Source organism: Achromobacter xylosoxidans, from assembly GCF_001457475.1.
Classification (GTDB): Bacteria; Pseudomonadota; Gammaproteobacteria; order Burkholderiales; family Burkholderiaceae_B; genus Achromobacter; species Achromobacter xylosoxidans.
Genome location: NZ_LN831029.1, coordinates 6,702,450 through 6,718,277 on the forward strand (window position 1 = coordinate 6,702,450; position 15,828 = coordinate 6,718,277).

A 15,828-nucleotide genomic window follows, 5' to 3' on the forward strand; every position below is an offset into this window, starting at 1 on the left:
CGTGTCCCTCCTACATCGCGCCTCTTTCCTTACGTCGGCCGCTCGCCTCGACCAGTTGCCGCCTCCTGACGCGCCCGAGGTTTGCTTCGTCGGCCGCTCCAACGCCGGCAAGTCCACGGCCATCAACGTGCTGTGCAACCAGCGCCGTCTCGCCTTCTCGAGCAAGACGCCGGGCCGCACGCGGCTCATCAACATGTTCGGCCTGCCCGACCCGCTGGATCCGGAAGGCCACATCGGCTACCTCGTCGACCTGCCCGGCTACGGCTACGCGTCCGTGGCCCGCGACGAAAAGGAAAAGTGGGCCGACATCCTGGGCGGCTACCTGCGCGACCGCGAATCGCTGGCCGGCATCGTGCTGCTCATCGACATCCGCCGCGGCGTCACCGAACTGGACCGCCGCCTGGCCAACTTCATCGCCCCCACCGGCCGTCCGGTGCTGGCGCTGCTCACCAAAGCCGACAAGCTGCCTTACGGCCAGCGCGTGCGCACCGTGTTCTCGGTGCGCAAAGACCTGGCGGACATCGGCGCCCTGCACACCATCCCCTTCTCGGCGCCGGAGCGCATCGGCCTGGAAGAAGCTGGCGCGCACATAGAAAACTGGATTTCTCCCAAGGTCGTACCATGAACCCGCAGATCATCACCCCCGACTTCCCGGTTTCCCGCCCCCGCCGCCTGCGCCGCGACGACTACACCCGCCGCCTGGTGCGCGAGAACGCCCTCACCGTCAACGACCTGATCTATCCGGTCTTCGTGGCCGAGGGCAATGGCCTGAAGCAGCCTGTTGCGTCGCTGCCGGGCGTGGTGCGCTATTCGCTGGACACGCTGCTGCCGGTGGCCGAGGAATGCGTGGCCCTGGGCATCCCGGTGCTGTCGCTGTTTCCCGCCATCGACCCGGCGCTCAAGACGCCCGACGGCATCGAGGCCACCAACCCCGAGGGCCTGATCCCGCGCGTGGTGCGCGAACTCAAGAAGCACTTCCCCGACCTCGGCGTGCTGTGCGACGTGGCGCTGGACCCGTACACCAGCCACGGCCAGGACGGCGTCATCGATGAAAACGGCTACGTCGTCAACGAGCCGACCGTCGAGATCCTCGTCAAGCAGGCCCTGACGCAGGCCGCGGCCGGCGTCGACATGGTCGCCCCCAGCGACATGATGGACGGCCGCATCGGCGCCGTGCGCCGCGCGCTCGAGGCCAACGGCTACATCCACACCCAGATCATGGCCTACTCGGCCAAGTACGCCAGCGCCTTCTACGGCCCGTTCCGCGATGCCGTCGGTTCCGCCACCAACCTGGGCAAGTCCAACAAGATGGCCTACCAGATGGACCCGGGCAACCTGGACGAAGCGCTGCGTGAAGTGGCCGCCGACCTGCAGGAAGGCGCCGACATGGTCATGGTCAAGCCCGGCATGCCCTACCTGGACGTGCTGCGCCGCGTCAAGGACACCTTCCGCGTGCCGACCTTCGCCTACCAGGTGAGCGGTGAATACGCGATGATCAAGGCGGCCTCGGCCAATGGCTGGCTGGATCATGACAAGGTCATGATGGAAGCGCTGCTGGCATTCAAGCGCGCCGGCGCCGACGGCATCCTGACGTACTTCGCGATCGAAGCGGCGCGGCTGCTCAAGCAGCAGCGCTGATCGCGGCTGGCGGGGGCCTGCTCGGCCCTGCCCCGCTCGTCATCCGCGCGCCCCGGCATGAAACGCGCACACGAAACGCGCACACGAAACGCGCCCATGCAACGCGCCAACTACCGGCGGGCCCTTGCGGCCCGCCACGGTTTCAACGCGACGCCGGCGCGCAGCGGCGCAGGCCCAGCCAGGTGCCGCTGAGAATGCAGGCCAGCCCCGCCACGTGCACCAGCGTGACGTGCTCGTCCAGGAACAGCGCGGCGAACAGCAGGCCGAAGATCGGCAGCCAGTTCACGAACAGCGCGGCGCGGCTGATCCCCAGCCTGGCAATGCCCGCGTTCCACAGGATGTTGCTGACGCCCGAGGCGATCACCGCCGAGAACAGCAGCACCAGCCACGGCCACCACGTCATGCTCCAGTTGTCCGCGTCATAGGACGACGGCGTCATGGCCGCATGCGCCATCAACATCAGGCCGCCGGCCAAGTACATGTACCAGAGCATCGCCAGCGGATCGAGCGTGCGCGAGATGCGCTGGATCACCAGCCCGCCGAACACGAACACCGCCACCGCCAGGAACACGATGGCGTCGCCCCAACCGGTCAGGCCGATTTGCGCGCCGCTGCCCACCACCACCATGGCCACGCCCGCCAGCCCCAGCAAGGCGCCGGCGATCCGCAGCCATGTCAGCCGCTCGCGATAGAACAGCGCCGCCAGCAGCGCCGACAGCAAGGGACTGGTGGCCATCAGCAGCGTGCCGTTGGCGGCCGACGAGAACTGCAGCCCGTACACCAGCGCGGTCTGGTGCGCATACACCACCAGGAAGCCGGCCAGCGCGACCCAGGCCAGTTCCACGCGCCCCAGCCTCGGAATGCGGCCGCGACGCGCCTTGACGATGAGGGTGACGGCAACGAACGCCACGGCGATCCGCAAGGCCGCCAGGGCGCGGATATCCATGTGCTGCGTCAGGTACTTGATGGAGACGATGTTCAGGCCCCAGGTGGCCATGACGAACATCAGTTGCAGATAGATCAGACCGGTGCGGTCCTGGCTTGCATCGACTGTCGAAGACGTCACGGGCGCCGGCCTGAGGGGTTGGAGGCGCCGCCCACGCGGCGCGAACCCTCATGGTAGCGGCCGGCCGCCGCTCAGCGCAATAGCACGCGGTCCAGCGAGTCGGCGAAGCGCTTGGCGTCCTGGAAGCCCACGACACGGGCGTCCGGCAGCTCCTTGCCGCCGGGCGCGAAGAACATGATCCCCGGCGGGCCGAACAGGCGGAAACGCTTGAGCAGCGCACGGTCATCGGCATTGTTGGCGGTGACGTCGGCCTGCACCAGCAGCATGCCGGCCATGCGTTGCGCCACGCCCGGATCGGTGAAGGTGAAGCGCTCCATCTCGCGGCACGACACGCACCAGTCGGCGTAGAAGTCCAGCATCACCGGCTGCGTGCTCGCGGCCAGCAGCGCGTCCAGCTCGGCGTTGTTGCGCACGCGCTTGAATTGCACCTCGCCGGCATGCGCGGCGGCGCCCGAGGCCGCCGGGCCGCCGGAAGCAAAGTGCGACAGCGGCTGCAGCACGTCGCGGCCGCCGCTGGCCGCGCCGACCAGCCACGCGGCCGCGGCCAGGGCCAGCAACAGGCCGACGCCCTTGCCGAACATGCGCGCCGAGCCGGCGCCCGCCGGCAACGCGTCGAACGCGCGCAGCATCACGGCGCCGACGATCGCCAGGAAGGCCCAGCCGGTCATCTGCACCCAGGTCGGCACCACCGGAATCAGCATCCACCACGCGGTCGCCAGCAGCAGCATGCCGAACAGCCGCTTGACGCCATCCATCCACGGCCCGGCCTTGGGCAGCAACGCGCCCGACGAGGCGCCGACGATCAGCAGCGGCACGCCCATGCCCCACGCCATCGCGAACAGGGCCGAGCCCCCCAGCACCACGTCGCCGGTCTGCGAGATGTACAGCAACGCGCCGGCCAGCGGCGCGGCCACGCACGGCCCGACGATCAGCGCCGACAGCGCGCCCATCAGCAACGCGCCGGTGTAACGGCCGCCGGGAATGCGCGACGAGCGCTCGGCCAGCCGCGCCTGAATGCCGGACGGCATCTGGAAGGTGAAGGCATCGAACATCGCCAGCGCCAGCACCGCCAGCAGGATCGCGAACAGCGTCAGGATCCACGGCGTCTGCAGCCACGCGGCCAGGCCCGCGCCGCTCAGGCCGGCGGCCACGCCCAGCGCGGTGTAGACCACCGACATGCCCAGCACGTAGGTCGCCGCCAACGCCAGGCCACGGCCGCGCGTCGGGCGTTCCTGGCTGGCGCCGCCCAGCACGATCGACGACAGGATGGGAATCATGGGCAGCACGCAGGGCGTGAACGCCAGCAACAGGCCCAGCACCAGGAACACGCCGGCCGTCTTGATCCAGCCCAGCCCGCCCAGGGCATCGGCCAGGCCGGTGTCGCCCGCGTTCACCAGCGCGCTCAGGCCGCCGCCCGATGCCGCCGGCGCGGCCGAGGCGCCACCGCCGCCCGCCAGCGCGTAGCCGCCCGCCACCGGCGTCAGCTTCACACTGCTGTCCATCGGCGGATAGCACAGGCCGGCATCGGCGCAGCCCTGCCCGGTCAGCGTCAGCGTGAACGGCTGGCCACCGGGCGTCACCGGCACCCGGATCACCACGTCCTGGTGGTAGACCTCCATGTCCTTCTCGAAGGTCGGGTCGTACTTGACCTCGCCCTTGGGGTAGACCGGCTCGCCCAGGGTAGCCGCGCCCAGGGGGCTGATGCTGATGCCGAAGCGCTCGCGGTACATGTAATAGCCCGGCGCCACCCGGAAGCGCAGCTCGACGGTATCCGGCGTGGCCATCGCCGCGCTGAAGACGAAGGCCTTTTCCGGCTCGAGGAACTCGGCCTCGGCGCGCGCCGGCGCGTTCCAGGCCAGCCACAGCAGCGCCATGGCCAGCGCCGCCAGCAACTTGGGAAAAAAGGCACGCATCGGCGCGTGGAGCCGGACCGCGGGTTGCAACATCAGTCTCTCTTGTTCTGCACGGCGGCCGTCTGCTGGCGCACCCAGTCGAGATAGGGCGCGGCGCCGCCGATGACCGGCAGCACGATGATTTCGGGCACGTCGTAGGGATGCATCTGCGCCAGGGCCTGGACCACGGCCTGGTGGCGCGCGTAGGTGGTCTTGATGTGGATGGGGATTTCCTCGGCCCCTTCCACCTCGCCTTGCCACTGGTAGATGGACAGACCCGGCGCGCCAAGGTTCACGCAGGCCGCCAGGCCATCTTCGACCAGCACGTGGGCGATACGCTTGGCCAGCAACAGATCCGGCGCGTTGCTGATGACCAGCACGACGTCGTCATCGCGCAACATGGAGCCTCCTGGGAATACCCGTGTCGGATGTAACTCGGGGTATTTTATCGATATTGCCGCCCGCGTCCGCCCGCAATCGGACCCGCGGCCACCGCATTCCATTCCCACCGAGGCAAGCATGTCCGATAACTGCCTGTTCTGCCGCATCGCCCGCCACGAGATACCGGCCCACATCATCCACGAAGACGACCGCCTGATGGCGTTCCTGGACATCCAGCCGGTGCGCCCCGGACACACGCTCATCATTCCCAAGCAGCACTATCCGTACTACGAAGACATGCCCGCCGACCTGGCCGGCCACATCGTCAACCTGGGGCAGAAGCTGGGCCGCCACATGAAGCGGCTGTATGGCGTGGACCGCGTCGGCTTCGCCTTCACCGGCATCCACGTCGCGCATACCCATGCGCACGTGATCCCCATGCACCATCCGCAGGACGTGACCTCGACGCAGTACATCGAGCAGCAGGACCTGACCTTCCGCATGCCGCCCCAGGCGCCCCAGGAGGCGCTGGCGGCCACCGCCGCGCAGTTGCGGGGCGAACTGCACGCTTCGTAGCGATCGGCGCGCCTGCGCCGCCAGGGCGCCCCGCGCGCGCCGCGCAAAAAAAACAAGGGCGGGTCCGAAGACCCGCCCTTGTCGCTTATCTAGACACCGAAACTTATTCGGCGCTGTCCTCAGCGGACTCATCGACTTCCGGACGGTCGACCAGCTCCATGAAAGCCATGGGAGCGTTGTCGCCTTGACGGAAACCCATCTTCAGCACGCGGGTGTAGCCGCCGTTGCGGGCCGCGTAGCGCGGGCCGATTTCGGCGAAGAGCTTCACCACGGCGTCGCGATCGCGCAGACGGGCAAAAGCCAGACGCTTGTTCGCGAGGGTGGGTTCTTTACCCAGCGTGATCAGGGGTTCGATGACGCGGCGCAGTTCTTTCGCCTTGGGCAGCGTGGTCTTGATGGCTTCGTGGGTGATCAACGAAACGGCCATGTTGCGGAACATGGCAAGACGGTGACTGCTGGTGCGGTTGAGCTTACGCAAGCCATTACCGTGACGCATGATAAGTATCCTTTGAATCTAGTGAAGGCGTTTCCGCCATCGGGTTATCCGGCTCTTCTATCGACCTGCAACCAGGCCGCGGTCCGGTGGAAAACGGTGCATTTTACGACGGTTTCGCAAACCGCCCGGCGGCAAGGCCGGGCGCCGCGGGAAGCGCCCCCGCGACAGGGGCGCCACCCTTCAAGACTTACGGACGCTCCAGGCCCAGCGGGGGCCAGTTTTCGAGCTTCATGCCCAGCGTCAGGCCGCGTGCGGCCAGCACTTCCTTGATCTCGTTGAGCGACTTGCGACCCAGGTTCGGGGTCTTGAGCAGTTCGTTCTCGGTACGCTGGATCAGGTCGCCGATGTAGTAGATGTTTTCGGCCTTCAGGCAGTTGGCCGAACGCACGGTCAGTTCCAGGTCGTCGACCGGACGCAGCAGGACCGGGTCGATCTGCGGCGTGCCGCGGACCGGGGCTTCGTACGAATCGCCGGCGCCTTCCAGGGCGGCGAAGACCGAGATCTGGTCCATCAGGATGCGGGCCGACTGGCGCACCGCTTCCTCGGGCGAGATGACGCCGTTGGTTTCGATGTCCAGCACCAGCTTGTCCAGGTCGGTGCGCTGTTCCACGCGGGCGCTTTCAACCGCGTAGCTGACGCGGCGGACCGGGCTGAACGAGGCGTCCAGGACGATGCGGCCGATGGTGTGGGTGCGGTCTTCCGACAGCGCGCGCACGTTGCCCGGCACGTAGCCACGGCCCTTTTCGACCTTGATCTGCATTTCCAGCTTGCCCGCGTCCGTCAGGTTGCAGATGGCGTGGCCGGGGTTGATGATCTCGACGTCGTGCGGCAGCTCGATGTCGCTGGCCAGCACGGTGCCGGCGCCGGTCTTGCGCAGGACCAGGGTGACTTCGTCACGGTTGTGCAGCTTGAAGACCACGCCCTTCAGGTTCAGCAGGATGTCGACGACATCTTCGCGAACGCCCGGGATGGTCGAGTATTCGTGCACCACGCCCGTCATCTGGACTTCGGTCGGCGCGTAGCCGGTCATCGAAGACAGCAGGATGCGGCGCAGGGCGTTGCCCAGCGTATGGCCGTAGCCGCGCTCGAACGGCTCCATCACGATCTTGGCATGGTGGGTGCCGACCGGTTCGACTTCAATGGAGCGCGGCTTCAGGAAACCTTGAGTGGACATGTACTGTGTTCCTTTTCAATACCCTCGGCTCGTTACACCGATAAGGCTGATGGACAGGTTGAAACGTGAAACGCGGGCGACGAAAAAGCCGCCCGATACTTACCGCAAAGCCCGCCCCGCCAAATGGCGGAAAGCGGGCTGCTGCGAGACTTGCAAACCGGTCGCGAAACCAGCTCGCCAGCACCTTGCGAAGGAGGCGCCGGCAGGCGTGATTAACGCGAGTACAGTTCGACGACCATCGATTCGTTGATGTCGCGAGCGACGTCAGCGCGATCGGGGGCCGACTTGAACGTGCCGGTCAGCTTGGTCGTGTCGACTTCCACCCACTGGGGGATGCCGATGCTGGTGGCCAGGTCGAGCGATTCCTTGATGCGGCCTTGCTTCTTGGCCTTTTCGCGGATCGAGATGACGTCGCCAGCCTTGACCAGCATCGAAGCGATGTCGGCGGTGTGGCCGTTCAGTTCGATGGCGCGGTGGCTCACCAGCTGGCGAGCTTCGGCGCGGGTCGAGCCGAAGCCCATGCGGTAGACGACGTTGTCCAGGCGCGATTCCAGCAGCTGGATCAGCGTTTCGCCGGTGTTGCCACGGCGACGCTCGGCTTCAGCGAAGTACTTGCGGAATTGCTTTTCCAGCACGCCGTACATGCGCTTGAGCTTTTGCTTTTCGCGCAGCTGCAGGCCGTAGTCGGAAGTGCGGGCACCCGAAGTGCGGCCGTGTTGGCCAGGCTTGGAATCCAGCTTGCACTTGGAATCCAGCGAGCGGCGGGCGCTCTTCAGGAACAGGTCAGTACCCTCGCGGCGCGAGAGCTTGCATTTGGGTCCAATATAACGTGCCATGTGGATTCCCTTTAGATACGACGACGCTTCGGCGGACGGCAGCCGTTGTGCGGAACGGGCGTGATGTCGGCGATGGACGAGATCTTGATGCCCAGCGCGTTCAGCGCGCGGACCGACGATTCACGGCCGGGGCCGGGGCCCTTGATACGCACTTCCAGCGTCTTGATGCCGTATTCCAGCGCAACGCGGCCAGCCGTTTCAGCGGCAACCTGCGCGGCGAACGGAGTCGACTTGCGCGAACCCTTGAAGCCGGCACCGCCCGACGTGGCCCACGACAAAGCGTTGCCCTGACGGTCGGTGATGGTGATGATGGTGTTGTTGAACGAAGCGTGAACGTGCGCGATGCCGTCCGAGACGTTCTTCTTGACCTTTTTGCGCACGCGCGAAGCGCCGCTGGTGGAAGCTTTCGCCATAATCCAGTTCCTCGATTATTTCTTCAGGGACGCAGCAGCACGACGCGGGCCCTTGCGGGTGCGAGCGTTGGTGCGAGTGCGCTGGCCGCGCACGGGCAGGCCGCGCTTGTGGCGCATGCCGCGGTAGGTTCCCAGGTCGATCAAACGCTTGATCGAGAGCTGCACTTCACGACGCAGGTCACCTTCGACCGTGAACACACCAACGTGTTCACGGACGCGTTCCAGCTCAGCGTCGCTCAGATCCTTGACCTTTTTGTCAAACGGGACGTTAGCCGCTTCGCAGATCTTGCGAGCGCGCGTACGACCGATGCCAAAAATGGCGGTCAGGCCGATCTCGGCGTGCTGATGCGGCGGAATGTTAATGCCAGCAATACGGGCCATGACTGTTCCTTGAATAAATCCGTTGCGTAGTCGCTAACCCGAGTTAGCCTTGACGCTGCTTGTGACGCGGGTCGGTGCAGATAACGCGCACCACGCCGTGACGTTTGATAACTTTGCAGTTGCGGCAGATCCGCTTAACCGATGCCATTACTTTCATGGTTGACTCCTAATTTTCCGTAATCCGGTTCCGCTCATTTGGAGCGGAAAACTATCCTGGCTCGCGTCAGGTCATAGGGCGTGAGCTCCACTTTGACCTTGTCACCCGGCAGGATCCGGATGTAATGCATACGCATCTTGCCGGAAATATGGCCCAACACCACGTGGCCGCTTTCAAGCTTGACGCGAAATGTCGCGTTCGGGAGGTTCTCAAGAACCTCGCCTTCCATCGGAATGACTTCGTCCTTGGGCATTTTCTCTTACCGCATCGGCAAACCCGCGCCCTTGAAGTTGGCCTTCTTGAGCAGCGAGTCGTACTGGTGAGACATCATGTAGGCCTGGACCTGCGCCATGAAATCCATCGTCACCACCACAATAATCAACAGAGACGTACCACCGAAGTAGAAGGGAACGTTCCAGCGCATCACCAAGAATTCCGGCAACAGGCACACCAACGTGATGTAGATGGCACCTGCGAGCGTCAAACGCATCAGGATCTTGTCGATGTAGCGCGCCGTTTGCTCGCCCGGACGGATGCCCGGAACAAACGCACCACTCTTCTTCAGGTTGTCCGCCGTTTCGCGGCTGTTGAACACCAGAGCCGTGTAGAAAAAGCAGAAGAAAATGATCGCGACCGAGTACAGCGTGATGTAGAGCGGTTGACGAGGCGACAGGGCCGCGGCCAGGTCGCTGAGCCAACGCATGTTCTCACTGCTGGAGAACCAGCTCGTGATCGTTGCCGGGAACAGGATGATCGACGACGCGAAGATCGGCGGAATCACCCCGGCCATGTTCAGCTTCAGCGGCAGGTGCGAGCTCTGACCACCGTAGACCTTGTTGCCGACCTGACGCTTGGCGTAGTTCACCGTGATCTTGCGCTGTCCGCGTTCCACGAACACCACAAAAGCGGTAACCAGCACCACCAGAGCCACGATGAACAGTGCCGACAGCACGGACATCGCGTTGGTGCGGACCAGGTCCAACAGTGCAGCCAGCGCCGCGGGCAGACCCGCCACGATACCTGCGAAGATCAGGATGGAAATCCCGTTGCCGAGACCGCGTTCCGTGATCTGCTCACCCAGCCACATGACGAACATGGTGCCGGTGACCAGCGTCACGACGGTCGTGAAGCGAAACAGCATGCCCGGATCGATCACCAGTCCCTGCTGGGACTCAAGCGCCACCGAAATGCCCACAGCCTGCACCAGCGCCAGCACGACCGTGCCATAGCGGGTGTATTGGGTAATCTTCCGACGACCGGCCTCGCCCTCTTTCTTGAGCGCTTCCAGCGACGGCACCACCACCGACATCAACTGCATGATGATGGATGCCGAAATGTACGGCATGATCCCCAGGGCAAAAATCGAGAAGCGCGAGAGCGCCCCGCCCGAGAACATGTTGAACAGGCCCAGGATCCCGCCCTGGTTCTGGCGGAACAGGTCCGCCAGCGCGTCCGGGTTGATACCCGGAACGGGGATGTGTGTACCCAAACGGTAAACCACCAGGGCGAGCACCAGGAACACGAGGCGGCGCTTGAGGTCGCCGTACCGCGTTCCGGTTTTACCCAATGCCTGCGCGTTAGCCACTCGTCACCTCGTGATCAAGCAAGCGAGCCGCCCGCGGCTTCGATGGCGGCGCGAGCGCCAGCCGTCGCGGTAATGCCCTTGAGCACGACCTTGCGCGAGAGTTCACCCGACTTGATGACCTTGGCGTAACGAACCGCCTGGCCAATCACGCCAGCCGCCTTCAGCACTTGCACGTCGATTTCGTCGACGGGCACGGCTTGCAGGTCCGACAGACGGACTTCGGCGTACAGGTGCTGACCCAGCGGGGTGAAACCACGCTTGGGCAGGCGACGCTGCAGCGGCATTTGACCGCCTTCGAAGCCAACCTTATGGAAACCGCCCGAACGCGACTTCTGACCCTTGTGACCACGGCCGGCGGTCTTACCCAGACCCGAACCGATGCCACGGCCGACGCGGCGCTTGGCGTGCTTGCTGCCCTCGGCGGGCTTCAGCGTATTAAGTTGCATATCCGACATGGTGATTCCTTAGGCTTCCGAGACGGAAACGAGATAATCCACCTTACGGATCATCCCACGCACCTCGGGCGTATCGACCAGCACGCGGCTGCTGTTGATACGGCCCAAGCCCAGACCGCGAACCGTGTCACGGTGCGATTGCTTGGTACCGATCACGGAGCGCACGAGGGTCACTTTGATCTGCTTCTGAGCCATGATTTACCCCAGGATCTCTTCGACGGTCTTGCCGCGCTTGGCAGCAACATCCGCCGGGGTCAGGGAGGCGCGCAGGCCATTCAACGTGGCGCGAACCATGTTGTAGGGGTTGCTCGAGCCCAGGCTCTTGGCAACCACGTTACGCACACCCATCACTTCGAAAATAGCGCGCATCGGGCCGCCGGCGATGACGCCGGTACCTTCAGCAGCGGGCGAAATCAGCACGGTGGCGGCGCCATGCTTGCCGACCACGGTGTGGTGCAGCGTGCCGTTCTTCAGGGCCACCTTGAACATGCCGCGACGGGCCTGTTCCATAGCCTTCTGAACCGACACCGGCACTTCACGCGCCTTGCCCTTGCCCATGCCGACGCGACCATCGCCATCGCCAACCACGGTCAGCGCGGCAAAGCTCATGGTGCGACCACCCTTGACCACTTTGCTCACGCGGTTGACCGCGATCATCTTTTCGCGGAGGCCGTCATCGTTCTCTTTTTCCGCGGCGTTCTTGCCTTGTACTTTAGCCATTTGACAGATCCTCGCTTAGAACTTCAGGCCGGCTTCACGCGCGGCGTCGGCCAGCGCTTTCACGCGGCCATGGTAACGAAAGCCCGAGCGATCGAAAGCGACCAGTTCGATACCGGCAGCCTTGGCCTTTTCGGCCACGCGCTTGCCAACCAGCGAAGCGGCGGCCTTGTTGCCACCTTGGCCGGTCTGGCCAGCCAGCTGGGCGCGCACTTCGGCTTCCACCGTCGAGGCGCTGACCAGAACGCGATCGCCTTCCGGCGAAATGATATTGGCGTAGATGTGCTGGTTCGAGCGGAAAACCGAGAGGCGATGAACGCGCAGCTCGTTGATCTTCCGGCGGGTCGGAACCGCACGACGCAAACGGGAAACTTTTTTGTCCATGATTCGTCCTTGCGTGCGCCGTTATTTCTTCTTGGTTTCTTTGATGACGACGCGTTCGTCCGAGTAACGCACGCCCTTGCCCTTGTAGGGTTCGGGTTCGCGGTACGCGCGGATTTCAGCGGCCACCTGGCCGACGACTTGCTTGTTGGAGCCCTTGATGACGATTTCCGTCTGGGTGGGGCATTCGGCCTTGATGCCGGCCGGCAACTTGTGCAAAACGTCGTGCGAGAAACCGAGCTGCAGCTTAACGGCGTCGCCTTGAACCGAGGCGCGGTAACCCACGCCAACCAGGTTCAGCTTGCGCTCGAAACCCTTGCTCACGCCGTTGACCATGTTGGCCACCAGCGCGCGCACGGTACCCGACATGGCGTTGGCGTGACGGGTTTCGTTGGCGGCGACAAACGTCAGCTTGCCGTTGTCCAACTGAACCGTGACGTCGCCAGTCAGGGCCTGGGTCAGGGAACCCAGCGGGCCCTTGACGGTGATCTGATCCTGCTTGATGTCGGCTTCGACACCCTTGGGCAGGTCGACCGGATACTTAGCGATACGTGACATTCGAATTTCTCCTTAGGCCACGTAGCACAGCACTTCGCCGCCGACGCCGTTGGCGCGAGCCTTACGGTCGGTCATGACGCCGCGCGAGGTCGACACGATAGCCACGCCCAGGCCGTTCATGACCTGAGGAATGCTGGTACGGCCCTTGTAGATACGCAGACCGGGGCGCGAAACGCGTTCGATGCGCTCGATGACCGGACGACCAGCGTAGTACTTCAGGGTGATCTCGAGCTCAGGCTTGGCCTGGGTGCCCTTGATTTCAAAGCTGTCGATGTAGCCTTCGTCCTTCAGCACGGCGGCAATGGCCGCCTTCAGCTTCGAGGAGGGCATGCTCACCGTAACTTTGTCCACTTGCTGCGCATTGCGAATGCGGGTCAGCATATCGGCGATGGGATCGCTCATGCTCATATTCTTTCTCCTACCAGCTGGCCTTGGTGATGCCGGGGATTTCACCCTTCATCGCCATTTCACGCAGTTTGTGGCGCGTCAGGCCGAACTTGCGGAACACACCGCGCGGACGACCGGTGACCACGCAACGGTTACGTTGACGCGTCGGGTTGGCATTGCGCGGCAGCTGTTGCAGCTTGAGCCGAGCTTGGTAACGTTCTTCGTCGGTCTTCGACTGGTCGTCGATGATCGACTTCAACTCAGCGCGCTTGGCGGCGAACTTGTCAGCCAGCTTGGCGCGCTTGATGTCGCGATTGATGAGGGAAAGTTTAGCCACGTCATCAGCCCCTTAGTTACGGAACGGGAAGCTGAAGGCCGTCAACAGCGCCTTGGCTTCTTCGTCGGTCTTCGCGGTGGTGGTGATGCTGATGTTCAGCCCACGCAGCGCGTCGATCTTGTCGTACTCGATTTCGGGGAAAATGATCTGCTCTTTCACCCCGATGTTGTAGTTGCCACGGCCGTCGAAAGCACGACCCGAGATGCCGCGGAAGTCGCGCACGCGAGGCAGCGCAACCGCCACCAGGCGATCCAGGAATTCGTACATGCGTTGACCACGCAGCGTGACCATGCAACCGATCGGGTAGTTTTCGCGGATCTTGAAACCGGCGATAGCCTTCTTGGTCTTGGTCACGACAGGCTTTTGGCCAGCGATCTTGGTCAGGTCCGAGACAGCGTGCTCGATGACCTTCTTGTCGGCGACGGCTTCCGAGACACCCATGTTCAGGGTGATCTTGGTGATGCGCGGCACTTCCATGGCGCTCTTGTAGCCGAACTTGGCCTGCAGGTCGCCAGCGACCTTGCTCTTGTAGAAATCTTGCAAACGAGACATGTCTATCGCCCCTTACGCCTTGGCGCCGACAACGGCACCATTGGAACGGAACACGCGAACCTTGCGGCCTTCGACTTCTTGCACGCCGACGCGGTCGCCACGACCGGTGGCGGGGTTGAAGAGCGCCACATTCGAGATGTGGATCGGCATGGTCTTTTCGACGATGCCACCCGGGTTGTTGGCCATCGGGTTGGCTTTCACGTGCTTCTTGACGACGTTGACGCCTTCGACCAGGACGTGGTCGGCATCGACGCGCGCCAGCACGGTACCGCGACGCTTCTTGTCGCGGCCGGTCAGGACGATGACTTCGTCGCCTTTACGAATGTTGTTCATCGTAGGGCTCCTTACAGCACTTCCGGGGCCAGCGACACGATCTTCATGAACTTCTCGGTACGCAGTTCACGCGTAACGGGTCCGAAGATGCGGGTGCCGATGGGCTCCAGCTTGGCATTGAGCAACACGGCGGCATTGCCACCGAAACGAATCAGCGAACCGTCCTTACGGCGCACGCCCTTGGCGGTACGAACCACCACGGCATTGTAAATTTCGCCTTTCTTGACGCGTCCGCGCGGAGCCGCATCTTTGACGCTCACCTTGATGATGTCGCCGATACCGGCATAACGGCGCTTGGAGCCACCGAGCACCTTAATGCACATAACATGACGCGCACCAGTGTTATCGGCCACGTCCAGCGTGGTCTGCATTTGGATCATGATTTTTCCTGTTCCAACTTAACTGGAAATACGGTTTTCCCCAAAAAAGGGAACACTGCAATTCCTGCCAGTTTTGGTCCCGTCAGGTCAGCCGCCCTGCTTTGTTGCTGGCTGGTCTTGAGCTTTCGCCCTGAAACCATCAGCTGGTGGCAACGCAACGACCCTGGGTTGAAATCCTGCGGGTATTCCCCCAACACGTTGGCCCGGCTAGTTCCAGGCCAATCGACAATCTGGGAAAGCTGACCATTCTATCCTGGTTAGATTTTGAGCGCAAGCCCTTTGTGAAAGAGAGAGCAAATACACGACAGTGCCTGTGGACAACTGCCACTTGGCCGCGGTTCGGTAGGTCCGCTTAATCCGACCCCGTTTTATTCCGATAGTAGTTGCGTTCCCAGGCGTCGTGGTTGGCCTTGCCGCGCCGGATCTCGTCGGTGAAGGGCGCCGCCATCAGCACCAGCCGGTTCAGCCAACGGATCGGCGCCCGACAGGGACGCTCGAAGTCGATGAACAGCACCGCGCGGGTGCCGTCCGTGTCGTTATGCACCTGGTGCGGATAGAGGTCGTCGAACACCACGGCCTCGCCCTCCTTCCAGTGGTAGCGCTCGCCGCCCACCTCGATCCAGCAGCGCTCGGCCGGCTCGGGCACCACGAGGCCCAGGTGCAGGCGCAGCACCCCATTGTAGGGGCCGGTGTGCAGGGGAATGCGCTTGCCCGGCTCCAGGATCGAATAGAAGGCGGTGCGCAGGCCCGGAATCTCGCGCAGCGCCCGGGCGGTGGCCGGGCAGCGCGCCAGGTTGCGGTCCGAGCGCAGGCCGTAGCCCATGAAGACGAAAGTCTTCCACTGGTCGTCGGAAGTGATCATTCCGACATCCGGGGACAGTTCATGGAAGGACGGCAACTGCTCGCGCTCGGCCAGCAGGGCCATCAGCTCGGCGCGGATCGCGGGCGCCTGCGCCTCGAGGCGGGCGATCCAGGGGAACTGGCGGTTCTGGAAGATCGGGTGGTCCCCCACCAGGGAGGCTCGCGCGATGCGGTGGCGCAGCCAGTCGATGAAACGGAAGAAGACGCGGGAATAGACACTGGGCTGGCTGGATGGACGCGTATCGGCAGGTTGCACAATAGGTATCTATATA

The 15,828-nt window shown here is 63.8% G+C and carries 25 protein-coding genes; 3 read left to right on the plus strand and 22 right to left on the minus strand.

Annotation, left to right across the window (positions count from 1 at the left end; genetic code table 11):
- Window position 1 precedes the first annotated feature (1 nt).
- Window positions 2–625: a ribosome biogenesis GTP-binding protein YihA/YsxC gene (yihA, locus tag AT699_RS30190; RefSeq protein WP_006389648.1), complete on the plus strand. Its 624-nt coding sequence runs from the start codon at window positions 2–4 to the stop codon at window positions 623–625.
- Window positions 622–1,638: a porphobilinogen synthase gene (hemB, locus tag AT699_RS30195; protein WP_024070776.1), complete on the plus strand. Its 1,017-nt coding sequence runs from the start codon at window positions 622–624 to the stop codon at window positions 1,636–1,638. The genes yihA and hemB overlap by 4 nt, the downstream gene beginning before the upstream one ends.
- A gap of 142 nt (window positions 1,639–1,780) precedes the next feature.
- Here hemB and AT699_RS30200 read toward each other — a convergent pair whose 3' ends face one another.
- The 3 genes from AT699_RS30200 to cutA all read right to left on the minus strand — a co-directional run bounded on the left by AT699_RS30200 (window position 1,781) and on the right by cutA (window position 4,997).
- On the minus strand, window positions 1,781–2,644 hold the full coding sequence (locus AT699_RS30200; protein WP_050807770.1) for a DMT family transporter: 864 nt from the start codon (window positions 2,642–2,644) through the stop codon (window positions 1,781–1,783).
- A gap of 131 nt (window positions 2,645–2,775) precedes the next feature.
- Window positions 2,776–4,617: a protein-disulfide reductase DsbD gene (gene dsbD, locus AT699_RS30205; protein WP_024070777.1), complete on the minus strand. Its 1,842-nt coding sequence runs from the start codon at window positions 4,615–4,617 to the stop codon at window positions 2,776–2,778.
- A gap of 32 nt (window positions 4,618–4,649) precedes the next feature.
- Window positions 4,650–4,997, minus strand: a complete 348-nt coding sequence (gene cutA / locus AT699_RS30210) for a divalent-cation tolerance protein CutA (RefSeq protein WP_020925825.1) — start codon at window positions 4,995–4,997, stop codon at window positions 4,650–4,652.
- Window positions 4,998–5,115: 118 nt separating this feature from the next.
- Here cutA and AT699_RS30215 point away from each other — a divergent pair, with 118 nt between their 5' ends.
- Entirely contained in the window at window positions 5,116–5,553 is a 438-nt protein-coding gene (locus AT699_RS30215) for an HIT family protein (protein WP_006389638.1), read from the plus strand.
- Between the two features lie 103 nt (window positions 5,554–5,656).
- Here AT699_RS30215 and rplQ read toward each other — a convergent pair whose 3' ends face one another.
- The 19 genes from rplQ to AT699_RS30305 form a co-directional block, all read right to left on the minus strand.
- Complete coding sequence (rplQ, locus tag AT699_RS30220) at window positions 5,657–6,049, minus strand: 50S ribosomal protein L17 (protein WP_024070778.1); 393 nt, start codon at window positions 6,047–6,049, stop codon at window positions 5,657–5,659.
- Between the two features lie 187 nt (window positions 6,050–6,236).
- The gene (locus AT699_RS30225; RefSeq protein WP_006216514.1) at window positions 6,237–7,223 is read right to left on the minus strand and encodes a DNA-directed RNA polymerase subunit alpha; all 987 of its coding nucleotides are present in this window, start codon (window positions 7,221–7,223) and stop codon (window positions 6,237–6,239) included.
- Window positions 7,224–7,435: 212 nt separating this feature from the next.
- Window positions 7,436–8,059, minus strand: a complete 624-nt coding sequence (gene rpsD / locus AT699_RS30230) for a 30S ribosomal protein S4 (RefSeq protein WP_006389633.1) — start codon at window positions 8,057–8,059, stop codon at window positions 7,436–7,438.
- 11 nt (window positions 8,060–8,070) lie between these two features.
- Window positions 8,071–8,472, minus strand: coding sequence for a 30S ribosomal protein S11 (gene rpsK, locus AT699_RS30235; RefSeq protein ID WP_006216516.1), 402 nt, complete (start codon window positions 8,470–8,472; stop codon window positions 8,071–8,073).
- A gap of 15 nt (window positions 8,473–8,487) precedes the next feature.
- On the minus strand, window positions 8,488–8,853 hold the full coding sequence (gene rpsM, locus AT699_RS30240) for a 30S ribosomal protein S13 (RefSeq protein WP_006389632.1): 366 nt from the start codon (window positions 8,851–8,853) through the stop codon (window positions 8,488–8,490).
- Window positions 8,854–8,896: 43 nt separating this feature from the next.
- The gene (gene rpmJ, locus AT699_RS31370; protein ID WP_003806928.1) at window positions 8,897–9,010 is read right to left on the minus strand and encodes a 50S ribosomal protein L36; all 114 of its coding nucleotides are present in this window, start codon (window positions 9,008–9,010) and stop codon (window positions 8,897–8,899) included.
- Between the two features lie 34 nt (window positions 9,011–9,044).
- Complete coding sequence (gene infA, locus AT699_RS30245; protein WP_006389631.1) at window positions 9,045–9,263, minus strand: translation initiation factor IF-1; 219 nt, start codon at window positions 9,261–9,263, stop codon at window positions 9,045–9,047.
- 6 nt (window positions 9,264–9,269) lie between these two features.
- Window positions 9,270–10,595, minus strand: a complete 1,326-nt coding sequence (secY, locus tag AT699_RS30250) for a preprotein translocase subunit SecY (RefSeq protein WP_006389630.1) — start codon at window positions 10,593–10,595, stop codon at window positions 9,270–9,272.
- A 14-nt stretch (window positions 10,596–10,609) separates the two neighbouring features.
- Window positions 10,610–11,050 (minus strand): 50S ribosomal protein L15, encoded by a 441-nt coding sequence (gene rplO / locus AT699_RS30255; protein WP_020925824.1) that lies wholly within the window; start codon window positions 11,048–11,050, stop codon window positions 10,610–10,612.
- A gap of 9 nt (window positions 11,051–11,059) precedes the next feature.
- On the minus strand, window positions 11,060–11,245 hold the full coding sequence (rpmD, locus tag AT699_RS30260) for a 50S ribosomal protein L30 (protein ID WP_006216520.1): 186 nt from the start codon (window positions 11,243–11,245) through the stop codon (window positions 11,060–11,062).
- A 3-nt stretch (window positions 11,246–11,248) separates the two neighbouring features.
- Entirely contained in the window at window positions 11,249–11,770 is a 522-nt protein-coding gene (gene rpsE / locus AT699_RS30265) for a 30S ribosomal protein S5 (protein WP_006389628.1), read from the minus strand.
- A 15-nt stretch (window positions 11,771–11,785) separates the two neighbouring features.
- The gene (gene rplR / locus AT699_RS30270) at window positions 11,786–12,151 is read right to left on the minus strand and encodes a 50S ribosomal protein L18 (RefSeq protein WP_006389627.1); all 366 of its coding nucleotides are present in this window, start codon (window positions 12,149–12,151) and stop codon (window positions 11,786–11,788) included.
- A gap of 21 nt (window positions 12,152–12,172) precedes the next feature.
- On the minus strand, window positions 12,173–12,706 hold the full coding sequence (gene rplF, locus AT699_RS30275; protein ID WP_006389626.1) for a 50S ribosomal protein L6: 534 nt from the start codon (window positions 12,704–12,706) through the stop codon (window positions 12,173–12,175).
- A gap of 12 nt (window positions 12,707–12,718) precedes the next feature.
- A complete protein-coding gene (gene rpsH, locus AT699_RS30280) occupies window positions 12,719–13,114 on the minus strand; it encodes a 30S ribosomal protein S8 (protein ID WP_006216525.1) in 396 nt (131 codons plus the stop codon).
- 10 nt (window positions 13,115–13,124) lie between these two features.
- Window positions 13,125–13,430 carry a 30S ribosomal protein S14 gene (gene rpsN / locus AT699_RS30285; RefSeq protein ID WP_006227037.1) on the minus strand — a complete coding sequence of 102 codons (306 nt, stop codon included), beginning with the start codon at window positions 13,428–13,430 and terminating at the stop codon, window positions 13,125–13,127.
- Window positions 13,431–13,442: 12 nt separating this feature from the next.
- On the minus strand, window positions 13,443–13,982 hold the full coding sequence (gene rplE, locus AT699_RS30290; RefSeq protein WP_006389624.1) for a 50S ribosomal protein L5: 540 nt from the start codon (window positions 13,980–13,982) through the stop codon (window positions 13,443–13,445).
- A 12-nt stretch (window positions 13,983–13,994) separates the two neighbouring features.
- Entirely contained in the window at window positions 13,995–14,315 is a 321-nt protein-coding gene (rplX, locus tag AT699_RS30295; RefSeq protein WP_006389623.1) for a 50S ribosomal protein L24, read from the minus strand.
- A gap of 11 nt (window positions 14,316–14,326) precedes the next feature.
- Window positions 14,327–14,695 carry a 50S ribosomal protein L14 gene (gene rplN / locus AT699_RS30300; RefSeq protein WP_006216531.1) on the minus strand — a complete coding sequence of 123 codons (369 nt, stop codon included), beginning with the start codon at window positions 14,693–14,695 and terminating at the stop codon, window positions 14,327–14,329.
- A 352-nt stretch (window positions 14,696–15,047) separates the two neighbouring features.
- A complete protein-coding gene (locus AT699_RS30305; RefSeq protein ID WP_006389622.1) occupies window positions 15,048–15,812 on the minus strand; it encodes an aspartyl/asparaginyl beta-hydroxylase domain-containing protein in 765 nt (254 codons plus the stop codon).
- Window positions 15,813–15,828 lie beyond the last annotated feature (16 nt).